Source organism: Deinococcus planocerae, from assembly GCF_002869765.1.
Taxonomy (GTDB): Bacteria; Deinococcota; Deinococci; order Deinococcales; family Deinococcaceae; genus Deinococcus; species Deinococcus planocerae.
The window spans coordinates 35483-56590 of record NZ_PNOR01000020.1; the positions used below are offsets into that span (position 1 = coordinate 35483).

The window sequence follows — 21108 nt, forward strand, 5'->3', positions numbered from 1 at the left end:
TCGCGGACGCCCTCTGCTCCGCAGCTCTCCGAGTCACCCGCAAGGGGCGAGGGTCAACAACCTTCGGCCAGCGGCAATTTCCACCTTCCTTGGCTGACCCGGTAGGGTGAATCTGGTCAAGATCAAAGCCTGGCCCAGAACCGCTCGACTGGAACGCCTGGGCTCAGCCACACCAGGGCCACGCGCGCGCCCATCCCCCACAGCACCGCCGCCTGCCCGAACTCGCGGCCCCAATCTGTCGCCTGCCGCAACGTCGCGCCGGGGACGATGAGCGCCTCCTCCTCCCACTCGCCCTCGCCGTTGAGGGCCGGGAGGGGGGAGAGACCCGCCGCCGTGACCCGGGCCAGCAGGTCGGCCCCCGCCCGCGCGTTGTCCTCGTTCCTGGCCCGCCGCCCGCCCGGATTCCACGCGGTGACGACGGCCCAGCGTTCCCGTGCCCAGGAGGGAGCCGGCCCGCGTGCCTCCGAGAGCCGGAAGCGTTCGCCCGGAGTGCCGTACGTCGTGGCGAGGAAGGCCGCCCGCTGTGCCGGGTCCCCCCCGATCACGGACGGCGGACGGCGGCGTCCACGTTCAGCAGGCCCGCGCCCCGGAATTGCAGGGTGAGCTTCACGCGCTGCCCCGGCGGGAAGCTGCCTCCCAGCGCCACCCGGTACGGCGTGTCCCCGTTCACGAGGAGCGTGCCCTGGACAGGGATGGAGGAGACGGCCACGCACAGCGGCGCGCATCTCAGGAGCCGGGCGCGGCCCTGGGGGCTCCACACCCCGCTCAGCTCGTCCGCCCCCGCCGCCGTGACCCGGCCCTCCAGCACCGCCCCCGCGAAGGCCGGGCGCAGCGTCACCTCCGCCGTGGGTGACCGCGCCGCCAGCCCCGCGCCCAGGGCGGCGAGCAGGGCGAGGGGAAGGGCCCGCCTCACTCCCCCTCCTCCGCGTCCCCGTCCTCCGGCTCGCCCGCCGCCGCGTCCACGTCCGTCTTCATCAGCTCGCGCAGGACGCTCGTGGCGAAGCTGCCCCTGGGCAGGGTGAAGGCCACCGTGTAGCCGTCCTCCCCGGGCCGGAGCTCCGCCCCCTCCAGAAACACGCGCGTCAGGCGGCGGTCTCCCCGGCGGGAGGCGAAGACCTCGGGCGTCAGGCCGAACTCGGACAGCGCCTCACGTTCCAGCTCGCCCGCGTCTAGGGTCAGCGGTCTGGCCTTCTTCCCGAAGAGGGTGCCCGTCGCGCTCACCTCGCCCCGCTCGGCGCGGGGGGACTCGGCGTGCGGGTCCTCGACGAGGAAGACCCCGCCCGTGTCGTGCTTCTTCGCCATGTCGCCCGCGAGCAGCCGGTCGAAGAGGTCCCGCTCCAGCCGCAGGCTCAGGAAGCGGTTGAAGACGAGGCTCTGCACGCTCGTCGTCAGAAAGCGCCGGACGCGGGGATCGCGCAACCTCGACTCGCCGCGCAGCACCCGCAAGCCCTCCTCCGCGTTCAGACCCCGCAGGCCGAAGCGTTGCGGCCCGAAATAGTTCGGCACCCCCCGCGCCACGAGGAGGGCGAGCGTGTCCGCCGCCGTGTCCGCCGCGCCCGGCGCCTCCCGCACCCGCACCACGAAGCGGTTGCCGCGCAGGTGGCCCAGCCCGAGCTTGTTGGTGTGCCGCGCCGTCTCCAGCACCCGCACGCCCTCCATCCCGAAGGCGGGCAGCCGCTCCTCATATTTCGCGGGCACGCTGACCCACTGGGTCGTGACGGCGTGCCGGTCCTTGAGCCCCGCCACCCCCACGTCGCGGTCGCGCACGCCGAGCTGGGCGCACAGTTCGCGCACCACGTGGGCGGTCGTGTGCCCGGTCTTTTCCAGGTGGAGGTAGAGGTGCTCGCCCTCGCCGGACAGGGGGTAGGCGGGCAGTTCCTCGACGCGGAAGTCTTCGGGTCGAGCCCGCAGCCGTCCCCGCGTGCCGGGCGTGTCCGTCAGCGCGGCGAGGGCCGACCAGTCGAAAGCGAGACTCACGATGGTTGCCACCATACGCCGGGGCGGGGAAGGGGGTCCAGTCTCGGGCGGTCAGGTGGAGAGGGCGGCTGTTTTGCTCCTCCCCCTTGAGGGGAGGAACTGAACGGCGCTGGGTCTGCTCCCTCTTTACCAGTCTTCAGTTCAGCACCCGCATGTCCGCATAGGCGGGCGGCGTCCAGTCCGCGCTGAAGAGCCTGGCCTCGGCCCCCCCGCCCCGCCCCTCGGGCACGTACCACACGCGCACGCCGCCCGCGCGCTCGCCCAGCGGCAGGAGGGCGCTTTGCCCGGCGGCGAGGCGGTTGAGGGGCAAGCCGCCCTCGTCGCGCACGCGTAGCCAGGCGTTCACACCGGAAGGAGACCAGCCCGCCACCCGCACCGGACCGCTCGACACGTTCACCAGGCGCGCGCCCCGCTCGGTCAGGGTCACGCTGAGGTCGGGCCACTCGGGCTGGCGCACCCGCCCGAAGCGGACCTCCAGCCCCGGCAGCCGGGGGGCTGCGCGCCCCGCCGGGAACAGCCCCGCCGCGAGCAGCCCGCCCAGCCCCGCCAGCAGCGCGGCGAGCGCGGCGGTGACAGACGCCCCGCCGCCCCCCTGCACGGCGACGAGGCCGAGCAGGGTCAGGCCGCTCAGCAGGAAGGTCAGCGGCCACGCCCAGCCGGGCCGCTCCCGGGTGGGGCGGAAAGCACCCGGCCAGAACTCCGCGAGCAGCAGCAGGGCCGCCCCCACCCCGAAGAGGGCGGGCACGTCGGTCAGCGGGGTCAGCCACAGCAGCGCGAGGCCGGGCACCGCCCACCACGCCGCGCGCGGCACCCACCGCCGCCTCGCCTCGCCCGCCACCCGCCACAGCCAGTACGCCGCGATCAGACCCAGCACCAGCGCGTAGAGCGGCGTCAGGCGCGAGATGGGCGCGAGGGTCAGCCAGTCGTCCACGGCCTCAGCTCCCCCCTCCGGGCTGCCCCCCCGGCTGGCCGTGCCGCGCGACCTCGAAGGCGAGGTGGCCGAGTTCGTCCCGGAGGAGTCCCGTCCAGGCGGTCTGCACGGCGTTGAGGCTGCCGGGCAGGGCGAAGAGGAGCGTGCCCCCCGCCAGCCCCCCCACCGCCCGCGAGAGCATCGCCGCGCCGCCGACCTCGCGGTAGGAGAGCATCCGGAAAAGTTCCCCGAACCCCGGCATCGGCTTGGTGAGCAGCGACTCCACGACCGGAATCGTCACGTCCCGCCCGGTGATGCCCGTGCCGCCGCTGGAGATCACCACCACCGCGCCCTGCATCAGCTCGCCCAGGGCCCGGCGAATCTCGTCGGCCTCGTCGGGCACGACGCGGTAGCCTGTGACCTCGTGCCCGTGTGCGCGCAACTCCGAGAGCAGGTAGGCGCCGCTCGTGTCGGTTTCGGGGGTGCGCGTGTCGCTCACGGTGAGCACGGCGGCCCGCACGGATCTCGGCGCGGCCCCGTGGTGCTCGGTGGGGGGGTGCTCGGTGGGCGGCGGGTGGGGGGCGGGGGCGTCCGTCATGTTCGGCACGATACGCCGGGGAGGGGCGGGGGCGGGGTGGACCACTTCACCGTGCGGCCCCCGCGGCCCGGGCCCCCTCCCTGTGGCCCGTATACTTGACCGCGTGAAGCCCATCGGCCCCTACGTCGCCGCACGTGACCTGACGGGCGACCTGCCCGGGGGTGAGGTGCGGACCCTCCGCGCCACCGACCGCCTCACCGGGATGCCGGTCTTGCTCCACGTGCTGGACCAGGCCGTGGCCCTGCCGGCGCTGCCCCACGACCCGGCCCTGCTCCCCTTCACCGACTCGGGCGTGGACGGCGAGGCCGTCTACCTCGCCACCGAACTGCCCCCCCACGCCGTTCCCGCCGCCGACCCCCTGCTCGCCGCACGCGGGGCGCTCGCCGGGCTGGCGGCCCTGCACGAGGCGGGTCTCACCCACGGCGGGGTGGGGCCCGCGCAACTGTGGAGCGTCGACGGTCGCGTGGCCCTCGCCGGGGCCGGGCTGCCGTGGGCCCGGGGCAAAGCGCCGGGGGACGACCTGCGCGACCTCGCCGCCACCCTGGAGACGCTCGGGGGCCTTCCCGCGCCGCTAAGGGGCGCCCCCGAGACCCTCTCCGCCCGCGACCTCCTGGCTCGGCTGGGGCACCCCGCCGCCCCCGCCCACCACGGGACCTCCATCCTGCCGGGCGAGACGGACCCGGACGAGGCGGCGCCGGAGGAGCCCGTCCCCTCTGGCCGCCGGCTCGGCCAGGGCCGCGTCGGTTGGAAGGTGCCGGCCCTGGGCCGCGCGTCCGGGCCGGGCGGGGATGACCGGGCCGGCCCGGAGCCCGGGACCGCGCAGGGGCCCGCCGCCCTGCCCGTGGTCGAGCCGCTCGCGCCCGAGGTGCCCGGGGGGAGCCGCGGCGGCCAAGGCGCCGAGCCGCCTGTCCGGGAGGGCCCCGCGACGCGGGGGGAACCCTCCGCCGCGCCCGCCCGCGAGGTCGCCCTGGTCCCCCCGCCCCGGGTGGACATCGACCTCGGGGCCGCCGACCTGGAGGCGCTCGCCGCCGATCAGGAGGACCTGGCCTCGGTGCGGGAGAGCCTGCGCGAGACGGCGGGCCTGCCGCCCGAGCCCGACTCGCTCATCGCCGCCGCGATCCGCAGCCAGGCGGGGGAGCGTCCCCGCCCGGGCGCGGCGCCGGGTGGGGGGGCCACCCCCCGGCGCGTGGTGGACAAGCCCATCCGCATCGGTTGGGAGGACGACCACTCGTGGCGGGTGGTCCGAGGCGGGCAGAGCGCCCCCGCTCGCCCCGCCCGGAACGTGCCGCGCTGGCTGGGGCCCGCCCTGGCGCTGGGGGCCCTGCTCCTGATCGTGGCGCTGGTGTGGGCGCTGATCGCCGGACGGGCCACCCGCACTGGGGTCGCTGCCCCCCAGGCGCGGGTGGCGCAGGCCTGCTGCGACGTGCGCTTTACCGTGCGCGGCGGGGCGGGCGTGCCCGTGCGCCTGAGCATCGTCTCGGCCCCCGAGGGGTCGGGGGTGCCCTCCGGGGCGGCGGTCGGCACCGTGCCCGGCTCCGTGCGCCTCCCCGGCCCCGGCACCTACACCCTGCGCGTCGTCGCCGAGGGCTACACCCCGGGCACCGTCACCATCACCGCCCCGAGTTCGCAGCCTATCGCCATCGACCTGGGCCTGTGACCGGGTTTCCCGGCGCCCCCGTGAGAGAATCGGCCCCGTGAGCGTCGTCATCCTCGACTTCGGCAGCCAGTTCACGCGCCTGATCGCCCGGAGACTGCGCGAACTCGGCGCGTACAGCGTGATCCTTCCCGGCACGGCCAGCCTGGAGCGTATCGCGCAGGAACATCCCCAGGGCCTCGTCCTCTCCGGCGGCCCGAACAGCGTCTACGACCCCCAGTCGCCCCGCCCGGCCCCCGGCGTCCTCGACCTCCCCGTGCCCATCCTCGGCGTGTGCTACGGGATGCAGTTCCTCGCCCACGAGGCGGGCGGCGAGGTGCAGCGGGTGGGCAAACGCGAGTACGGCAAGGCCGACCTCACCCGCTACGGCGGGGGGCTTTTCGCGGGCATCCAGGGCGAGTTCGTCGCCTGGATGAGCCACAGCGACTCCGTGACGCGGCTGCCCCAGGGCTACGAAGTCGTCGCCGAGACGGCAGACACCCCGGTCGCCGCCATCGAGAACCCGCACACCCGGCGTTACGGCGTGCAGTTCCACCCGGAGGTCGTCCACACCCCCAAGGGCGGGCAACTGCTGGCGAACTTCCTGGAGATTTGCGGCGTGAGCCGTGACTGGAACGCCCAGCACATCATCAACGAACTCGTGGAGGGCGTGCGTGGGCAGGTGGGCGAAGGGCGGGTCCTCCTCGCCATCAGCGGGGGGGTGGATTCCTCCACGCTCGGGCTGCTCCTTGCGCGGGCCATCGGCGACCGCCTTACCGCCGTATTCATCGATCACGGGCTGCTGCGGCTGGGCGAGCGGGAGCAGGTGGAGGCGGCCCTGCGCCCCCTCGGCGTCAACCTGATCACGGTGGACGCGCGCCGGGAGTTCCTGGGCCACCTGGAGGGCGTCTCCGACCCCGAGCAGAAACGCAAGATCATCGGGCGCGAATTCATCCGGGCCTTCGAGCGCGAGGCGCGGGAACACGGCCCCTTCGACTTCCTCGCCCAGGGCACCCTCTACCCGGACGTGATCGAGTCGGCGGGCGGGCTGGCCGCGGACAAGCACGGCGCGGCGAACATCAAGAGCCACCACAATGTCGGCGGCCTGCCCGAAGACCTCCAGTTCAAGCTCGTCGAGCCCTTCCGAACCCTCTTCAAGGACGAGGTGCGGGAGATCGCGCGGCTCCTCGGCCTTCCCGACGCGATCCGGATGCGCCACCCCTTCCCCGGCCCGGGGCTGGCGATCCGCTGCCTGGGCGCGATCACCGAGGAGAAGCTCGATATCCTCAAGCGGGTGGACGACATCTTCGTCTCGGGGCTGCGCGAGTTCGGCCTGTACGACGGCTGCTCGCAGGCCCTCGCCATCCTGACGCCGATCCAGTCGGTCGGGGTGATGGGCGACGGGCGCACGTACTCCTACACCGCCGCCCTGCGCGCCGTGACCACCGACGACTTCATGACCGCCGAGTGGGCGCGGTTGCCCTATGACTTCCTGGCGACGATGAGTAACCGCATCGTCAACCAGGTCCACGAGATCAACCGCGTCGTCTATGACATCACCGGCAAACCGCCCGCGACCATCGAGTGGGAGTGAGGCGGGGTTCGAGGCAGTCGGAGGGCTGGAAACGCACGGTCAGAAGGATTGTGGTCCGATTCGAAGGGTGGATGGCGCGGCAGTTCGGTCACCCGGCAGGAGCGTTCGGTGGGCTGATCGGACTCCTCATGGACTGGGAAAATCGCCAGCTCAATCACTTGGTTTACAGTCAGCTCGCGCTCACGGGCCATGAGCGCATTTTGGAGATCGGCTTTGGGACTGGGCGGACGCTCGCACGCATCGCTGGGAAGATTCCGCAGGGATTCGTGGCTGGCATCGATCCTTCCGAATCGATGGTCACGAGCGCTCGCCGTCGGTGCCGACGTTGGATTCGTGCGGGCCGGGCCGAGGTCCGTCAGGGTGAGGTCTCGGTGCTTCCTTACGGGGATGGATGCTTTGATGCCGTTTTGTCCGTCAACACCGTCTACTTCTGGCCTGACCCTGAACGGGCACTGTCTGAGATTCACCGTGTGTTGAAGCCGGGTGGGCGCCTTCTGCTCGGGTACCATCCGGCGGCGGGCCTGAAAAATAAGGGCCTGGAGCAGTATGGCTTCCGGTTGTACTCCGAGGGGGCGCTGGACGCGCTGCTTCGTGAGAGGGGGTTCGCGTCCATCCGCCATACCCACGGCACCGGCACCCCCTATGGCGCTATATGCACCCGCGCATACCGCGGACCAGCTCAAGCTGATTAGTGGATTGAGGTTTCGTCAGGTCGTCACCCAACATGGGCAGGACGGCGCAGATGATTTGTCGAGTCGTTTTTGACATCATCAGCAATTCGCTTGTCACAGGTGGGTGTAAAGAGCCATCGCCCCCGAATACCCTAGTCCAGCCCGAGGTCGGTGACGGGCTCGCCCTCGAACAGCACCCCCAGCGCGGCGGCGCGGTCGTGGTCATATTGGGTCAGGTCCTCCGGGAAGGTCTTGCCCGGCTTCATGGAGAGGTACAGCGTGCCGTGGCGAAAGCCCATGCGGGTATGCCCACCCAGCGTTTCTCCCAGCAGCCAGGGCGTGCCGTGGGGAGGCAGGGGCCGCGTGTATTTCTCTCCGGTCGCGAGCAGTTCCAAACGGGTCGGCGTCTCTGCCATGATTAAGTTTGAATAAAGATGCGGCGGAAGGGTATCCCCACGGTGGGGGAAGGGAGGCCCGAGCGGTGTGATGAGGCTTCCCAACCGACCGGGGAAGCTCACGGCAACACCTGCACGAAATGCTCCACCGTCGAGAAGGAGTTGTAGAAATAGTGAAGCAACGAGCGCCACTCCTGGTACTCCGCACGTTCCTAAAAGCCCACCGTGTGGTTCTCCAGAGCCAACGCGGCACGCCCCAGTGGAGGGAAGCCCAGGGTCGGGTCTCTACCCGAACCCCTCACGCCGTCGTCTGATCCACCTGGGCGCTCTGGGAAGGCTCATCTATACCGTGCGCCAGGATGAGGTGGCCGGTCGCCATCTGCTGCCGCAGTGGGCGAATCCGGGCGTACCCCTCCGAGTCGTACCAACCGCGGGCCTGCTCGGCAGAGGGAAAGGCGAGGACCACCACCCGTTCCGGCACCGTGCCTTCCAGCGCTTGGGGCTCGCCGCCGCGCACGAGAAACTGCCCACTGTAAGGTTCGAGGGTCGCAGAGACCTGCCGCGAGTAGGTGGGGTAGCCCTCCGGGTCCTGCACGTCGATCAGGCCGATCACGTAGACGGTCATGCTTCCTCCTGAACTTCGGGGCCAGACACCTGGGGTGAAACCGCATCTCAGCCGGTCTCTGCGCTTCTCAAAGGGCAACAGGCGGAGTTGCCCCCGCCCCCTGCCTTCTCCCCCATTACACCGTCGTCTGGCTCACCTGGCGGCTCTTGCCCACCCCGGCGACGATCTGGTTGATCACCCGCAGCCACGCCCGCGCCGACGCCTCCACCACGTCCGGCGCGACGCCCGTGCCGTGAATGCTCATCTCGCCGTAACGGGTGTTCACGCTGACCTCGCCGAGCGCCTCGGCCCCCTTCGTGACGGCCTGGACGCGGTAAATCTCCAGTTCCGGCTTGATGCCGGTCACGCCGTTGAGCGCATTGAAGACGGCCTCGACCGCCCCGTCGCCGCTCGCCGTGCCCTCGCGCGGGCCGTCGGGTGTGGTCAGGCGCACGAAGGCGAGGGGCTGCATGTCGGTGCCGCTCGTGACCTGGAATCGCTCCAGCACGAAGGTCTGCGGCACGTCGGTCCGGCTTTCCACCAGGGCGCGCAGGTCGTCGGCGTAAATCTGCCCCTTGCGGTCGGCGAGGTCCTTGAAGCGGGCGAAGAGGTCCTTGACGCGCTCCTCGGGCACGTTGTAGCCCAGGTCGGTGAGCGCCTTGCGGAAGGCGGCGCGGCCCGAGTGCTTGCCCATCACCAGGACGGCGGCCTCGCGGCCCACCAGTTCGGCGTTCATGATCTCGTAGGTCTCGCGGGCCTTGATCACCCCGTCCTGGTGGATGCCCGACTCGTGCGCGAAGGCGTTGTCCCCCACGATGGCCTTGTTGGGCTGCACCGGCATCCCGCTCAGGCGGCTCACCATCCTAGAAGCGCGGTACAGCTCGCGGGTGCGGATGCCCGTGGTGAAGCCGTACACGTCCCCGCGCGTGTGGAAGGCCATCACGATCTCCTCCAGGCTGGCATTTCCCGCCCGCTCGCCGATCCCGTTCACCGTGCACTCGATCTGCCGCGCCCCGCCCTGCGCCGCCGCGACCGAGTTCGCCACCGCCATCCCCAGGTCGTCGTGGCAGTGGGCGGAGAGGATGACGTGCCCCGGTAGCGCGCCCTTCAGGTAGGCGAACAGGGCGCGCATTTCCTCGGGGGTGGTGTAGCCCACCGTGTCGGGGACGTTGATCGTCGTGGCGCCCTCGGCCACCACCGCCCGGAAAATGCGCGCCAGGAACTCGGGCTCAGAGCGGGTGGCGTCCTCCGCGCTGAACTCCACGTCATCCACGAAGGAGCGGGCCAGGCGCACCGCCTCGACCGCCCGCTCGATCACGGCGTCGGGCTCCAGGTTCAGCTTCTTCGCCATGTGAATCGGGCTGGTGGCGATGAAGGTGTGGATGCGGGGCTGTTCCGCCAGCTCCACGCCCTTCGCCGCCGCCTCGATATCGGCCCGGTTCGCCCGCGCCAGCCCGGCGATGATCGGCCCGCGGACCTCGCGCGCAATACGGCTCACACCCTCCAAGTCGCCGGGGGAGGCGATGGGGAAGCCCGCCTCGATCACGTCGACGCCCAAGCGGGCGAGCTGGTGGGCGATCTCCAGCTTCTGGGTGTGGTTCAGCGCCACGCCGGGCGACTGCTCACCGTCGCGCAGGGTGGTGTCGAAGATGCGGATGGGCTGGGGTTGTTGCTCTTGCTGGGTCATGTCGGGGCTCCTGGGGGCGCGAGGTCGGAGACGGACAAAGAAAAGCCCCGGAGGGCGGTTCCTCCGGGGGTTCAGGCAAACCTCTTTGCCGCTCACTCCACCGGAGGAACGCCAAGAAGAAGGAGGCCGAACGCTTTCATGGCTGGCATGGTAACGAGGGACACCCTGGCGGAAGGCGCAGGTGTCTAGACGCTCAGACCTCCAGCTCCTTCTTGCTGATGAAGGGCATCTGGTCTCTCAGTTCCTTCCCCACGACTTCCAACGTGTGATCCCGCATCTTGCTCCGCTGCTCGTTCATGTACGGGAAACCGCTCTCGGCGTCCCGGATGAAGCTCTGGGCGAACTTGCCCGACTGGATGTCGCCCAGCACGTCCTTCATGGTCGCCTTCGTCTCGTCCGTGATGATGCGCGGGCCGGTCACGTAGTCGCCAAATTCCGCCGTGTTGGAAATGGAGTGTCGCATCCCCTCGAAGCCCTTCTCGTAGATCAGGTCCACGATCAGCTTGACCTCGTGCAGCGTCTCGAAGTAGGCGATTTCCGGCTGGTAGCCCGCCTCCACCAGCGTCTCGAAGCCCGCCTGGATCAGGTGCGTGACGCCGCCGCAGAGAACGGACTGCTCGCCGAAGAGGTCCGTCTCCGTCTCCTCCTTGAAGGTCGTCTCCAGCACGCCCGCCCGGGTGCCGCCGATGCCCCGCGCGTAGGCGAGCGCGATCTCCCGTGCCTGCCCGGTCGCGTCCTGCCCCACCGCGAAGATGCTGGGCATCCCCGCCCCGTCCACGTACACGCGCCGGAGCATGTGGCCGGGACCTTTTGGAGCGACCAGGAACACGTCCACCCCGGCGGGCGGCTTGATGCGCCCGAAGTGGATGTTGAACCCGTGCCCGAAGGCGAGCGCCTTGCCGTCGGTGAGGTTCGGCGCGATGCTCTCCTCGTACACCTTCGGCTGCGTCTCGTCGGGGATCAGCAGCATCACCACGTCCGCCTCGCGCGTCGCGTCCTCGATACTGGCGACGCGCAGGCCCGCCTGCTCCGCCTTGACGCGGCTGCTCGACCCTTCCCGCAGACCGACGACCACGTTCAGGCCGCTGTCCCGCAGGTTCTGCGCGTGCGCGTGCGCCTGCGAGCCGTAGCCGATGATGGCGATGAGCTTGTCCTCGATGGGGGAGAGGGACACGTCGCGGTCGTAGTACATCTTGGCTGGCATTGGGGGATTCTCCTACAGAGTGTGAGGTGGGGGGGAATGTGAGCTAGGGGAGGGGGCGGCGTAAACCCCTCAGTCGCCTTCGGCGCCAGCTCCCCTCAAGGGGAGCCAGGGTGCTTTTTGGCTCCCTTTTCAGGGGAGCTGTCAGTGAAGCTGACTGAGGGGTCGCCCTCGACTCAGAACAGATTCGGCACCCCTCCCGCCTGCGTCTCGCGCGCCTCGGCAGCCTCCACGACGGGCCTCAGCGTCTCCGTCTCCCCCTCGTGGTAGACGTGGCTGGGAATGTCGGCGTTCGAGCCGCGCGTCAGGGCCACCCGCCCCGTCCGCATCGTCTCGATGATGCCGAAGGGGCGCATCTGCTCGATAAAGGCCGTGATCTTGCCCTCGTCGCCCGTCACCTCGAAAGTCAGGGCGTGGCGGCCCACGTCCACGATGCGGGCGCGGAAGTCCTCGGCGATCTGGCGCACCTCCACCCGGCTTTCCGGCGTGATGGCGACCTTCACGAGCACGAGTTCGCGGTCCACGAACTTCTCCAGGCTGTGGTCGATGATCTTCACCACGTCGTGAAGCTTTTCGAGCTGGCGCATCGCCTGTTCCACCACACCCCGGTCGCCCGTCACCACGAAGGTCATGCGGCTGAGGCCGGGGTGTTCGGTCGAGCCCACGCTGAGACTCCTGATGTTGTACCCGCGCCGCCCGAAGAGTGAGGTGATGCGGGTCAGCACGCGCGGCTCGTCGCGCACGAGGGCGGAGACGAGGTGGTCTTTCTGGCCGGGGTCGAAGGGGGCCGTCATGCGTTCTTCGCCTCCTCGGCGGCCTCGTTCTTCTCGATGCCGGGGGTGGGGCGGGGGGGTTCCGTCTCGATCATCTCGCTCAGGGAGGCCCCGGCGGGCACCATCGGGAAGACGCCGTGCTCGTTGGGCACCACGATCTCCAGCAGCGAACTCTTGGGGTCGTTCAGCCACGCGTCGATGGCCTCGGGCAATTCCTCGGCGCAGTCCGCGCGGTAGGCGGGCACCCCGTAGGCGTCGGCGAGCTTCAGGAAGTCGGGGTTGGAGTCGCCCAGGTACACCTCGGAGTAGCGGCGCTCGTGGAAGAGTTCCTGCCACTGGCGGACCATCCCCAGGAACGAGTTGTTGATGATGCAGATCTTGACGTTCCGCACGTCGTACTTCTTCAGGGTGGCGAGTTCCTGGGCCGTCATCTGAAAGCCGCCGTCCCCCGCGACCACGATGCTCCGCACGCCCGGCTCGGCCATCCCCGCTCCAATCGCCGCCGGGAAGCCGAAGCCCATCGTTCCCAGGCCGCCCGAATTGATCCAGCGCCGGGGCTTCTCGAAGCGCGCGAGCTGCGCGGCGAGCATCTGGTGCTGGCCCACGTCCGAGGAGAGGATGTCGTCGGGCCGCAGCCGGTCCACCACCGCTTTGACCGCGTACCCGGCGCCCCAGTGGTCGGGGTCCTGGGTGCGGGTCTTCCACTCGGCGACCCTTTCCCGCCACTCGGGCAGGTCGAGCTTCTGCGCCCCCTCGGCGAGAAGCCCGGCGGCCACCCGCGCGTCCCCCCGCACCGGAACATGCGTCCGCACGATCTTGCCGATCTCGGCGGCGTCGAGGTCCACGTGAATGATCGAGGCGTTCGGCGCGAAGCCGTTCACCCGGCCCGTCACCCGGTCGTCGAAGCGGAGCCCGATGCCGAGAAGCACGTCCGCCTCGGAGATGGCCCGGTTCGCCGCAACCGAGCCGTGCATCCCCGGCATCCCCAGCCAGAGGGGGTCGGAGGACGGAAAGGAACCCAGCCCCATCAGCGTCGTAATGACGGGAATGTCCCAGGCGCGGGCGAGGGCGGTGATCTCCGCCGCCGCGTCCAGCGAGCCGCCGCCGACCATGATGACGGGCTTTTTCGCGCTTTGGAGGAGTTCGCGGGCCTTCTCGATGGCCTCAGGCTTGGGCGCGGGAATCTCGGGCCGGGCGTGTGGGACGGCGATCTCCCCGTGGTAAGGCGCGAGCTGGATGTCCTTGGGAATGTCCACGAGCACGGGACCGGGCCGCCCGCTGCGCGCGATGCGGATGGCCTCGGCGATCACGCGGGGCAGTTCCTCCACGTCGCGCACGACGTAATTGTGCTTGGTGACCGGCAGGGTGATCCCGGTGATGTCCGCCTCCTGGAAGGCGTCCGTGCCCATCAGGTGCCGGGCGACGTTGCCCGTGATCGCCAGGATCGGCACCGAGTCGAGCATGGCGTCCGCCAGCCCAGTCACGAGGTTGGTCGCCCCCGGCCCGGAGGTGGCGATGCATACGCCGATCTCGCCCGTCGCCTTGGCCCAGCCCTCCGCCGCGTGGATGGCGCCCTGCTCGTGCCGCGCGAGCACATGCCGCACCTCCGGGTAGAAGGTCAGCGCGTCGTACACGGGCATGATCGCCCCGCCGGGGTAGCCGAACACGGTCGAGATGCCGTGCGCGGAGAGGGCGGCCCAGAGGGCCTTGGCGCCGTTGAGTTCCGTCTGCGTCATGCGTTCCTCCTCACAGTCCCGCTCGTGGCCGACTCCAAAAGACGCGCGCCACGCTTCCCCGAAGGCGGCGCGGCGCGAAGTGACAGCCCCTGTCGGGCCGCTTCTCGTTGTCCTTGCTGTCCCCTGATCCCCATGCCTGACCTCTCCTTTGCCCCCATTGAGAACCCCCCGCCCTGTGGTCGGCGGGGGGGTGGCACGCGCTCGCGCTTAGCGGCCATCAACCCCCGGCGCTAAGAAATACCACCACGAGAATGCGGCTCATGGGTTCACCCTACGGCGCGGGCAGGGGAAGGATCAAGGCGCGTCTAGATGAGGCGGGCGGTACGGGACAGGGAACAGACGGGCGTTCGGGAAAGGGTGGCTCCGGTCAGGACGAAGGGCGCCGCATCCCCTCGTGACCCTGAACGGGGAGAGTCCTGCGGGCCAGCACGGGTGTCCGCGGACCTTTTGCCCACCCCCACAGCAAAAGCGCCCCCACCACTCGGGCAGGGGCACGACCTGAAAAGTTGCTTCAGCGTCCGGCGGGCACGAACTCGCGGTCGGCGAAGTCCTCGCGGCGACGCTCGCCGCCCTGGTTGCCACCGTCGCGCTCGCGGCTCCAACGGCCCTGACCGCCACGGTCGTTCCGGTAGCCGCCCTGGTTGCCGTAGCCGCCGCGCCCGCCCTGGCCGTTCCCGTAGGAGCCGCCGCCCTGGCGTCCGCCACGGTAGCCGCCCTCGTCGCGGTAGCCACGTCCGCCGCCGGAGTTGCCACCCTGGCGTCCCTCGCGGGCAGGCTGCTCGAAGAGTTCGGGGAGTTCCTCGGCGACTTCCACGCCGATCTCGCCCTCCAGAGGGGAGGCGGCGAGCAGCTTCTCGACGTACTCGCTGGGCACGTCCGCCACCGCGCCGCCGCGCCACTGGCGCACCCGGCCCAGGCGGCGGGTGTCCACGTCGCTGCCCCGCGCCAGCAGGGCCACCGCGCGGGCCACGCTCAGGCGCTCGCCGTGCAGGATCAGGGTGGTCAGCCCCTCCTCACCGCTCAGCAGGCTGGCGGCCTTGACGGGCTCGCTCACGCCACTGACCTTGGCAAGCGCGCGGGTCAGCGCCTCCAGGCCGAGTTCGCTGAAGAGGCGTTCGGCCTCTGCCTGGAAGCTCGTCGCCACCTCGGGGTCCACCTTGCGGATCAGGTCGGCGGCGGACTTGGCGCTCGCGGCCTGCACTTCCTTCGGGGTGGGCAGGGGACGCTCGACGAACTGCACGCCCGTGCGGTACTCCAGGCCCCGCATCTCGCGGCCATCACGGTCGCCGTACATCACGATGGCGGTGCCGGTGCGGCCCGCGCGACCCGTGCGGCCCGAGCGGTGGATGTAGCTCTCGTGGTCCTGCGGCAGGTGGTACTGCACCACGAGGTCCACTTCGGGGATGTCCAGCCCACGCGCCGCCACGTCGGTCGCGACGAGCACGCCGACCCGTCCGGCACGGAAGGCGCCCAGCGCCCGCTCACGTTGAGACTGCGCCAGGTCCCCGTGCAGCGCCTCGGACTCGATGCCGCGGTGGATCAGCTCGTTCGCCAGCTCGTCCGCCTCTCGCTTGGTGCGGGTGAAGACGATGGCCTTCTCGGGGTTGTAGACGGTCAGCAGGTCGGCCAGCACGCGGGTGCGGGTGCGGCCCACCTTCACCTTGAGGTGCTCGACGCTCTGGGCGGCCTGGCTGCGGCCCTCGCCCACGAGGTCCACCACCACGGGATCCTTGAGGTACTTGCGCGAGATACGGCGGATGTCGTCGTTCAGCGTGGCGCTGAAGAGCATCGTCTGCCGGGTCTCGGGGGTCGCCTGGAGGATCGTCTCGATGGCGTCCGCGAAGCCCACGCTCAGCATCTCGTCGGCCTCGTCCAGGACGGCGTACTCGACCTTGCTCAGGTCGATGTTGCCGCGCTCCAGGTGGTCGATCAGGCGACCGGGGGTGCCCACGATCACGTCCACGCCCCGGCGCAGCGCGCCCTCCTGCGGGCCGTACGCGGCGCCGCCGTACACCGTCGCGGTCACGAGGTCGCCGCCGCTCTTGGCGAACTCCTCGGCGACCTGCTTGGCGAGTTCGCGGGTGGGGGCGAGCACAAGGGCACGCGGCGCGCGGCCCCGCTCGCGACTGGGTTCGAGGTTCTGGATGATGGGCAGCGCGTACGCGAGCGTCTTGCCCGTGCCCGTGCGGGCGCGACCGATCAGGTCCTTGCCCGCCAGCGCGTGAGGCAGGCTCTCGACCTGGATGGGGGTGGCTTCGGTGATGCCGCGCTGGGCGAGACGCGCCGCGAGTTCGGGCGCGATCAGTTGATCAAAGTTCATTTGTGGTCCTTTCGGGAAAGCACGACCCCAGTGACCAGCAAACGCCTCAATCGGCATCCAGCATGTCCTGAAAGTGGGGGCACCTTCCAGCCGCCGGGCACATCCCGAGCGGCGCACGAAGAGAAAGTGTACACGGTACGCTTGGGAAAATCAAGTGGGGAGGCGGCGGTCCTTGGGTGAAACAGGTGTCGGTTCTGACGCTGGTAGCGTTGAGCTATGGACGCCACGCCCAATCGTCTAAGCCAGGCCGCCGCCGATCTTGGGTTGCCTGACCATGAGGGTCACCAGGACTGGGGCATCGAGTTCGCCGACCCGGAACGCCTGCCAGAGTTCGTCGCGTACTACCGGGACCATCAAGCAACGTTCGACGAGTACGCACAGGAATATCACCTGGGCGAACTGCTTTTAGGATCGGCTCGTGAGGCCATCTACGCAGGATGCCAGCCGCGCTCGCTGATTGAAGAGGCGGTAGCGCTGGTCGCGGCACGCCACGAATGCGAGCCAACTCAGGACCTGTTCACGGACTGGACCGGACTTACGCCTCATGACTGGACGGACCGGGAGAAGATTGCTGCTGTTCTTTTTGAGGAAATGGACAGGGAGTAGCCCTACCCCGACTCCGTTTCCAAGCTCCCCGGAACTGTCCCCCCCAGCGTCACCCACGCCCCCAGCATGTCGTCGGGGGCGGGCGCGTGGAGGTTCAAAGCCTCACCTGTGACAGGGTGAGGAAGAGTCAGAAAATGTGCGTGCAGCGCGTGTCGTCCGATCACGGCACTCTCTCGCCCGTACACCGGGTCCCCCAGAATCGGACTTCCCAGGTGCGCGAGGTGGACGCGAATCTGGTGGGTGCGGCCTGTGCGCGGCTGGGCGCGGACGAGGGCCAGGGTGCGCCCGTGCCCGTCTCCATGTGAGGCGAGCGGCGTGAAGAGGGTCTGCGCCTCGCGGGGGCTCGCACCGCCGACCGTCATGCGCTGCCTCGCGGTGGGATGTCGGCCAATCGGGGCGTCCACCCGCACCGGCCCCTCGGCCCGCCACGTCCCCGCCGCGATGGCGAGGTACGTCTTGCGGGTGTCGCGGTCCTTGAAGGCGGCGGCCAGCCGCGCGTGCGCCTGCACGGTCTTGGCGACCACGATCACGCCGCTCGTGTCCTTGTCGAGGCGGTGGACGATGCCGGGACGGTAGCCCTCGGGTCCCTCGAATCCCTCCTGCTCGGGCAGGGTCATGCGGCCCAGCAGGGCGTTGACGAGGGTGCCGCTGAACACGCCGGGCGCCGGGTGGGTCACCATGCCGGGCGGCTTGTTCACGGCGATGAGGTGTTCGTCCTCGTACAGCACGTCGAGGGGCACATCCTCGGGCGAGACGGTGGCGTCCGGGGGAGGGGGGACCTGCACGGTCAGCGCCTCGCCCCCCTTCAATTTCAGGCTGGCTTTCCGGACGACCACGCCCCCCACCTCCACATGCCCGCCCCCGATCCACCCGGCGACCTGCGAGCGGCTCTGCCCCGTCAGCTCCGCGAGCACCGTGTCCAGACGGCCCGGCGTGGCGGTGAGGTGGAGGGGGCCCGGGCGGTCGGTCACGGCGGGCAGTGTAGCGCCGGGCTGAGCGAGTCTTGAGGAAGGGTAGGCGGGCAATCCGAACCGGGGCGGGCGGCATATGGCCGGGTGAGGGCACAGACGGCTCTGGCCCGCAGACCAACCCCACGCCCCCTCTTCCGGCGCCGCCGGTCGCCCCCAGGGAGAAGCCCCATGCCCAACATCGGACCCGGTGAACTGCTCGTCGTCCTCCTGATCGCGCTGCTCGTCTTCGGGCCGCGCAAGCTGCCGGAACTCGGCAAGAGCCTCGGCCACGGCCTGCGCGAGTTTCGCAAGTCCACAGGCGCGGTCGGCGAAGAACTGCGCCGCGGCCTCGAGACCACCCCGGACGTGCCCGCGCCGGTGCCGGTGCTGTCTCCTGTCGGGAGGGCGGGAAAGACACCCCAGCCCGAGGCCGCCCCCGTTGATCCGCCCCACTCCTGACGCCTCGCCCCGCGGCCCTGTTAGGCTGAGCGTCACCCCATGACCCCAGCCCCCCCGCCCGCCGACGACGCCTCCGACGAGGCCCTCATACAGAGGGTGGCGGGCGGACACGAGGACGCCCTGCGGGAGCTGCACCGCCGTCACGCCCGGCTGCTCTACGCCCTCGGCCACCGGATGCTGCGCCAGCGCGAGGACGTGGAGACGTGCGTGCAAGACGCCTTCATGAACGCCTGGCGCCACGCGGCCCGCTTCGACCCCTCGCGGGCGAGCGTCAAGACGTGGCTGGTGAGCATCGCCCACCACCGCTTCTTGCAAGAACTCCGCGACCGACCCGACACGGCGCTCGAACTCGAAGACTGGGACGCGCCCGTGGCGGCGCCCGACCCCCTGGGCCGTATCCTGGCGGGCCGCGCGGTGCAGGCCCTCGACCCCTCGCAGCGCGAACTCGTCGAACTGGCCTACTACCGGGGCCACTCCCACTCGGAACTCGCCGCGCTGACGGGGCTGCCGGTGGGCACGGTCAAGTCCCGCCTGCGCGCGGCGCTCGACCGGATGCGCCGTCACCTGAGCGGCAAGGCCCAACCCGACCCCTCGACTGCACCGGACGCCCTGGAAGGAGGTGAGCACCCGTGACAAGCCCCGACCGCGACCAGCTCACCGCCTACGCCCTGGGCATCCTGCCTCCCGAGGAGGAGGCCCGTGTCCGCGCCGCGCTGGAGGCCGACCCGGAATTGCGCGCGGGGGTGGACGCCGACCAGCAGGCCCTCGCTGCCCTGGCTGAGGAACTGCCGCAGGAGCCGGTGCCGGACGGCGCCGAGGAGCGGCTGATGGCCCGCCTGACGCGGGAGAGGTCGGTGACCGCGGCTCCGGTGGTGTCCACCCCCCCACCCGCTCCCGCCCGCAGGAAGAACCGGCCCTGGCTGCCCTTCGCCGCCCTGGGCCTCGCGGCGGCCCTCGCCCTCGTGTTCGTCCTGCGGCCCGGGGATGACCCGCTGCGGCGCTACGCGAACACGCCGGGGGCGACCGTTCAGCGGCTGGAGGCGAACGGGGGCGACCTCGGGCAACTCGTGCGCCTGCCGGATGGCCGGGCGTACGTGCATCTGGCGCGGCCCGCCGAGGCCGGGCGGGTCTACCAGATGTGGCAGATTCGGGGCGGCGTCCCCGTCTCGCTGGGGGTGTTCGAGGGACAGGGCTTCCTGCTCACGGGGCTCACGCCCGGCGCGACGGTTGCCGTCAGCGTCGAGCCCCCCGGCGGCAGCCCCCAGCCCACGACGACGCCGATTCTGGTGCGGCAACTCTGACTCGTACGAACGACACGGCCCGCCTGGACGCAGGAAGGTCCGGGCGGGCCGCCCTCTTCCTCAGCGCGACGACGTTTCCGATTTCAGAGGCGGCACACGCAACCCCCCGCGCCCGTCCCAGCCCTTGAAGGCGTAGAAGCGGCCCGGCTCGCCCGTGCGCAGGTAGTCGCTCAGCGGCTCGCGCATGGGGGGCGACTCCAGCCTTTCGAGCGCCTCGTCGGGCGTGCAAAACCGCGCCTCCACGATGAAGCCGTCGGGGTCGGCGGGGTTTAAGAGGCCCTCCCAGGTCGCTTCGAAGGCCACGGCGATGGCCCGCTCGCCCCGGCGCTCGTCCTCGATATGGACCGTGTAGGCCATGTGCTTGATCCCGGTGAGCTTGAGGCCCGTCTCCTCGGCGATCTCGCGGTAGAGGGCTTCGAGCAGGGTCTCGCCGCTCTCCACCACCCCGCCCGGCAGGGTGTAGCGCACCCGTCCGAGCCCCTGCCAGTCGTTCCCGACGAGCAGCACCCGCCCGAAGCGGTCGCGCAGCACCCCGGCGGCGACGAGGAGGTCACGCCGCCCCATACTGCCCGCCCCCGTCCGCGCCGCCCATCTCCAGCAGTTGCCGCTCGCGCTCGTCTCTCGCCAGGGCCGCCACGACGGGAGCGAGCCCCCCCGCCATGACCGTCTCCAGCGCGAAGTTCTTGACCTCGCCCTCCAGCCGGTGATCGGTCACCCGGTTCTGCGGGTAGTTGTAGGTCCGGATCTTCTCGCTGCGTTCGCCCGTCCCGACCTGCGAGGCGCGCGTCTGGCGTTCCTGCTCCTCCCGCGCGGCCCTTTCCCGCTCGGCAAGGCGCGAGGCGAGGACGAGCAGGGCTTTTTCTCGGTTCTTGATCTGGCTTCTGCCGTCCTGGCACACGACCACGATCTCGTCCGGGGTCCCGGCGCGGTACACGGCGCGCACGGCGGAGTCGGTCGTGTTGACCCCCTGCCCGCCCGCCCCCTGCGAGCGGAACACGTCGATCCGCACTTCCGAGAGGTCGAGCCCCACCTCCCCCTGCTCGGCCTCGGGCAGCACGGCGACCGTCACCGTGCTCGTGTGGATGCGGCCCTGCGACTCGGTGGCGGGCACCCGCTGCACCCGGTGGACACCCCGCTCCCACTTGAAGGCGCGGAAGGCGAAGTCCCCCGTCACCTCGGCCACCACCTTGCTCGCCCCGCCCAGGTCGCTCTCGGAGGCGTCGAGGACGCCCAGTTTCAGGCCCAGCCCCTCGGCGTACCGGGTGTACATCCGCAGCAGATCGACCACGAAGAGGCCCGCCTCCGCGCCCCCGGCCCCCGCGCGCAGTTCCAGGATCACATCCTTGGCATCGTCGGGGTCGGTGGGGAGGAGCAGCACCTCCAGCTCGGCGTCGATCTCGGAGAGGCGGCTCGTCAGGGTCTCGACCTCGCCCGCCGCCAGCTCGCGCATGTCGGGGTCGGCGAGGAGGTCGCGGGCACCTTCGAGGTCGCCGAGGACCGCCTCCCGCTCGCGGTGGAGGGTGACGAGGGGCAGGAGTTCGCGGTGGCGGCGGGTCAGGCGGGTGTATTCCCGACCGTCGGAGAGGGCCGCCGGGTCGCCCAGCGCCCGTTCGACCATGCCGAATTCGGAGGCCAGCTCCTCCAAGCGGCCTCCACGCTTGGCGTCCCTCACCACGGCGGACGCGACCAGAGA

General features: G+C 70.7%; 22 protein-coding genes. 7 read left to right on the forward strand and 15 right to left on the reverse strand.

The genetic code is table 11. The features are described from left to right. Window positions 1-122 precede the first annotated feature (122 nt). The 5 genes from A7B18_RS12625 to A7B18_RS12645 all read right to left on the reverse strand — a co-directional run bounded on the left by A7B18_RS12625 (window position 123) and on the right by A7B18_RS12645 (window position 3485). Entirely contained in the window at window positions 123-545 is a 423-nt protein-coding gene (locus A7B18_RS12625; RefSeq protein WP_245872860.1) for a DUF3293 domain-containing protein, read from the reverse strand. Further along, a complete protein-coding gene (locus A7B18_RS12630; RefSeq protein WP_102127055.1) occupies window positions 542-913 on the reverse strand; it encodes a hypothetical protein in 372 nt (123 codons plus the stop codon). The genes A7B18_RS12625 and A7B18_RS12630 overlap by 4 nt, the downstream gene beginning before the upstream one ends. Further along, complete coding sequence (truD, locus tag A7B18_RS12635) at window positions 910-1992, reverse strand: tRNA pseudouridine(13) synthase TruD (protein WP_102127056.1); 1083 nt, start codon at window positions 1990-1992, stop codon at window positions 910-912. The genes A7B18_RS12630 and truD overlap by 4 nt, the downstream gene beginning before the upstream one ends. 121 nt (window positions 1993-2113) lie before the next feature. Then, window positions 2114-2908: a hypothetical protein gene (locus A7B18_RS12640; protein WP_102127057.1), complete on the reverse strand. Its 795-nt coding sequence runs from the start codon at window positions 2906-2908 to the stop codon at window positions 2114-2116. A gap of 4 nt (window positions 2909-2912) precedes the next feature. After that, a complete protein-coding gene (locus A7B18_RS12645; protein WP_102127100.1) occupies window positions 2913-3485 on the reverse strand; it encodes a MogA/MoaB family molybdenum cofactor biosynthesis protein in 573 nt (190 codons plus the stop codon). 103 nt (window positions 3486-3588) lie between these two features. Between A7B18_RS12645 and A7B18_RS12650 the strand changes: the two genes are divergently transcribed. The 3 genes from A7B18_RS12650 to A7B18_RS12660 are packed head-to-tail and all read left to right on the forward strand — an operon-like array spanning window position 3589 to window position 7404. Then, a complete protein-coding gene (locus tag A7B18_RS12650; RefSeq protein ID WP_102127058.1) occupies window positions 3589-5142 on the forward strand; it encodes a PEGA domain-containing protein in 1554 nt (517 codons plus the stop codon). Between the two features lie 37 nt (window positions 5143-5179). Beyond that, window positions 5180-6712: a glutamine-hydrolyzing GMP synthase gene (gene guaA, locus A7B18_RS12655; RefSeq protein ID WP_102127059.1), complete on the forward strand. Its 1533-nt coding sequence runs from the start codon at window positions 5180-5182 to the stop codon at window positions 6710-6712. A 50-nt stretch (window positions 6713-6762) separates the two neighbouring features. Next, window positions 6763-7404 carry a class I SAM-dependent methyltransferase gene (locus A7B18_RS12660; protein WP_245872861.1) on the forward strand — a complete coding sequence of 214 codons (642 nt, stop codon included), beginning with the start codon at window positions 6763-6765 and terminating at the stop codon, window positions 7402-7404. Window positions 7405-7535: 131 nt separating this feature from the next. Here the strand turns inward: A7B18_RS12660 and A7B18_RS12665 are convergent, their stop codons facing one another. The 7 genes from A7B18_RS12665 to A7B18_RS12700 all read right to left on the reverse strand — a co-directional run bounded on the left by A7B18_RS12665 (window position 7536) and on the right by A7B18_RS12700 (window position 16099). Beyond that, window positions 7536-7799: a hypothetical protein gene (locus tag A7B18_RS12665; protein ID WP_102127061.1), complete on the reverse strand. Its 264-nt coding sequence runs from the start codon at window positions 7797-7799 to the stop codon at window positions 7536-7538. A gap of 277 nt (window positions 7800-8076) precedes the next feature. Next, complete coding sequence (locus A7B18_RS12675) at window positions 8077-8403, reverse strand: DUF1330 domain-containing protein (protein WP_102127062.1); 327 nt, start codon at window positions 8401-8403, stop codon at window positions 8077-8079. A 115-nt stretch (window positions 8404-8518) separates the two neighbouring features. After that, complete coding sequence (locus tag A7B18_RS12680) at window positions 8519-10069, reverse strand: 2-isopropylmalate synthase (RefSeq protein WP_102127063.1); 1551 nt, start codon at window positions 10067-10069, stop codon at window positions 8519-8521. Window positions 10070-10262: 193 nt separating this feature from the next. Further along, window positions 10263-11273, reverse strand: a complete 1011-nt coding sequence (gene ilvC, locus A7B18_RS12685; RefSeq protein ID WP_102127064.1) for a ketol-acid reductoisomerase — start codon at window positions 11271-11273, stop codon at window positions 10263-10265. 173 nt (window positions 11274-11446) lie between these two features. Then, entirely contained in the window at window positions 11447-12064 is a 618-nt protein-coding gene (gene ilvN, locus A7B18_RS12690) for an acetolactate synthase small subunit (protein WP_180970143.1), read from the reverse strand. Then, a complete protein-coding gene (gene ilvB / locus A7B18_RS12695; RefSeq protein WP_102127065.1) occupies window positions 12061-13779 on the reverse strand; it encodes a biosynthetic-type acetolactate synthase large subunit in 1719 nt (572 codons plus the stop codon). The genes ilvN and ilvB overlap by 4 nt, the downstream gene beginning before the upstream one ends. Window positions 13780-14290: 511 nt before the next feature. Then, a complete protein-coding gene (locus tag A7B18_RS12700; RefSeq protein ID WP_102127066.1) occupies window positions 14291-16099 on the reverse strand; it encodes a DEAD/DEAH box RNA helicase in 1809 nt (602 codons plus the stop codon). A 216-nt stretch (window positions 16100-16315) separates the two neighbouring features. Between A7B18_RS12700 and A7B18_RS12705 the strand changes: the two genes are divergently transcribed. Beyond that, window positions 16316-16705, forward strand: a complete 390-nt coding sequence (locus A7B18_RS12705; RefSeq protein ID WP_102127067.1) for a hypothetical protein — start codon at window positions 16316-16318, stop codon at window positions 16703-16705. Window positions 16706-16707: 2 nt separating this feature from the next. On the opposite strand, the gene A7B18_RS12710 is transcribed toward A7B18_RS12705, so the two are convergent. Beyond that, a complete protein-coding gene (locus A7B18_RS12710; protein ID WP_180970144.1) occupies window positions 16708-17676 on the reverse strand; it encodes an RluA family pseudouridine synthase in 969 nt (322 codons plus the stop codon). A 168-nt stretch (window positions 17677-17844) separates the two neighbouring features. Between A7B18_RS12710 and tatA the strand changes: the two genes are divergently transcribed. The 3 genes from tatA to A7B18_RS12725 are packed head-to-tail and all read left to right on the forward strand — an operon-like array spanning window position 17845 to window position 19415. After that, window positions 17845-18114 (forward strand): twin-arginine translocase TatA/TatE family subunit, encoded by a 270-nt coding sequence (tatA, locus tag A7B18_RS12715; protein WP_102127069.1) that lies wholly within the window; start codon window positions 17845-17847, stop codon window positions 18112-18114. Between the two features lie 39 nt (window positions 18115-18153). After that, entirely contained in the window at window positions 18154-18747 is a 594-nt protein-coding gene (locus tag A7B18_RS12720) for an RNA polymerase sigma factor (RefSeq protein ID WP_102127070.1), read from the forward strand. After that, the gene (locus A7B18_RS12725; RefSeq protein ID WP_102127071.1) at window positions 18744-19415 is read left to right on the forward strand and encodes an anti-sigma factor; all 672 of its coding nucleotides are present in this window, start codon (window positions 18744-18746) and stop codon (window positions 19413-19415) included. The genes A7B18_RS12720 and A7B18_RS12725 overlap by 4 nt, the downstream gene beginning before the upstream one ends. A gap of 60 nt (window positions 19416-19475) precedes the next feature. Here the strand turns inward: A7B18_RS12725 and A7B18_RS12730 are convergent, their stop codons facing one another. Together A7B18_RS12730 and prfA are read right to left on the reverse strand one after the other, a co-directional pair. Next, window positions 19476-19979, reverse strand: a complete 504-nt coding sequence (locus A7B18_RS12730; RefSeq protein WP_102127072.1) for an NUDIX hydrolase — start codon at window positions 19977-19979, stop codon at window positions 19476-19478. Then, window positions 19966-21060, reverse strand: a complete 1095-nt coding sequence (gene prfA, locus A7B18_RS12735; RefSeq protein WP_281260163.1) for a peptide chain release factor 1 — start codon at window positions 21058-21060, stop codon at window positions 19966-19968. The genes A7B18_RS12730 and prfA overlap by 14 nt, the downstream gene beginning before the upstream one ends. Between the last annotated feature and the right edge of the window lie 48 nt (window positions 21061-21108).

Excerpts from the sequence above, each read along its gene's own strand:
- truD (WP_102127056.1), bottom strand. The coding sequence starts at position 1,992 with ATGGTGGCAACCATCGTGAGTCTCGCTTTCGACTGGTCGGCCCTCGCC.
- A7B18_RS12645 (WP_102127100.1), bottom strand. The coding sequence starts at position 3,485 with ATGACGGACGCCCCCGCCCCCCACCCGCCGCCCACCGAGCACCCCCCC.
- A7B18_RS12665 (WP_102127061.1), bottom strand. The coding sequence starts at position 7,799 with ATGGCAGAGACGCCGACCCGTTTGGAACTGCTCGCGACCGGAGAGAAA.
- A7B18_RS12675 (WP_102127062.1), bottom strand. The coding sequence starts at position 8,403 with ATGACCGTCTACGTGATCGGCCTGATCGACGTGCAGGACCCGGAGGGC.
- A7B18_RS12680 (WP_102127063.1), bottom strand. The coding sequence starts at position 10,069 with ATGACCCAGCAAGAGCAACAACCCCAGCCCATCCGCATCTTCGACACC.
- ilvC (WP_102127064.1), bottom strand. The coding sequence starts at position 11,273 with ATGCCAGCCAAGATGTACTACGACCGCGACGTGTCCCTCTCCCCCATC.
- ilvN (WP_180970143.1), bottom strand. The coding sequence starts at position 12,064 with ATGACGGCCCCCTTCGACCCCGGCCAGAAAGACCACCTCGTCTCCGCC.
- ilvB (WP_102127065.1), bottom strand. The coding sequence starts at position 13,779 with ATGACGCAGACGGAACTCAACGGCGCCAAGGCCCTCTGGGCCGCCCTC.
- A7B18_RS12700 (WP_102127066.1), bottom strand. The coding sequence starts at position 16,099 with ATGAACTTTGATCAACTGATCGCGCCCGAACTCGCGGCGCGTCTCGCC.
- A7B18_RS12705 (WP_102127067.1), top strand. The coding sequence starts at position 16,316 with ATGGACGCCACGCCCAATCGTCTAAGCCAGGCCGCCGCCGATCTTGGG.
- tatA (WP_102127069.1), top strand. The coding sequence starts at position 17,845 with ATGCCCAACATCGGACCCGGTGAACTGCTCGTCGTCCTCCTGATCGCG.
- A7B18_RS12720 (WP_102127070.1), top strand. The coding sequence starts at position 18,154 with ATGACCCCAGCCCCCCCGCCCGCCGACGACGCCTCCGACGAGGCCCTC.
- A7B18_RS12730 (WP_102127072.1), bottom strand. The coding sequence starts at position 19,979 with ATGGGGCGGCGTGACCTCCTCGTCGCCGCCGGGGTGCTGCGCGACCGC.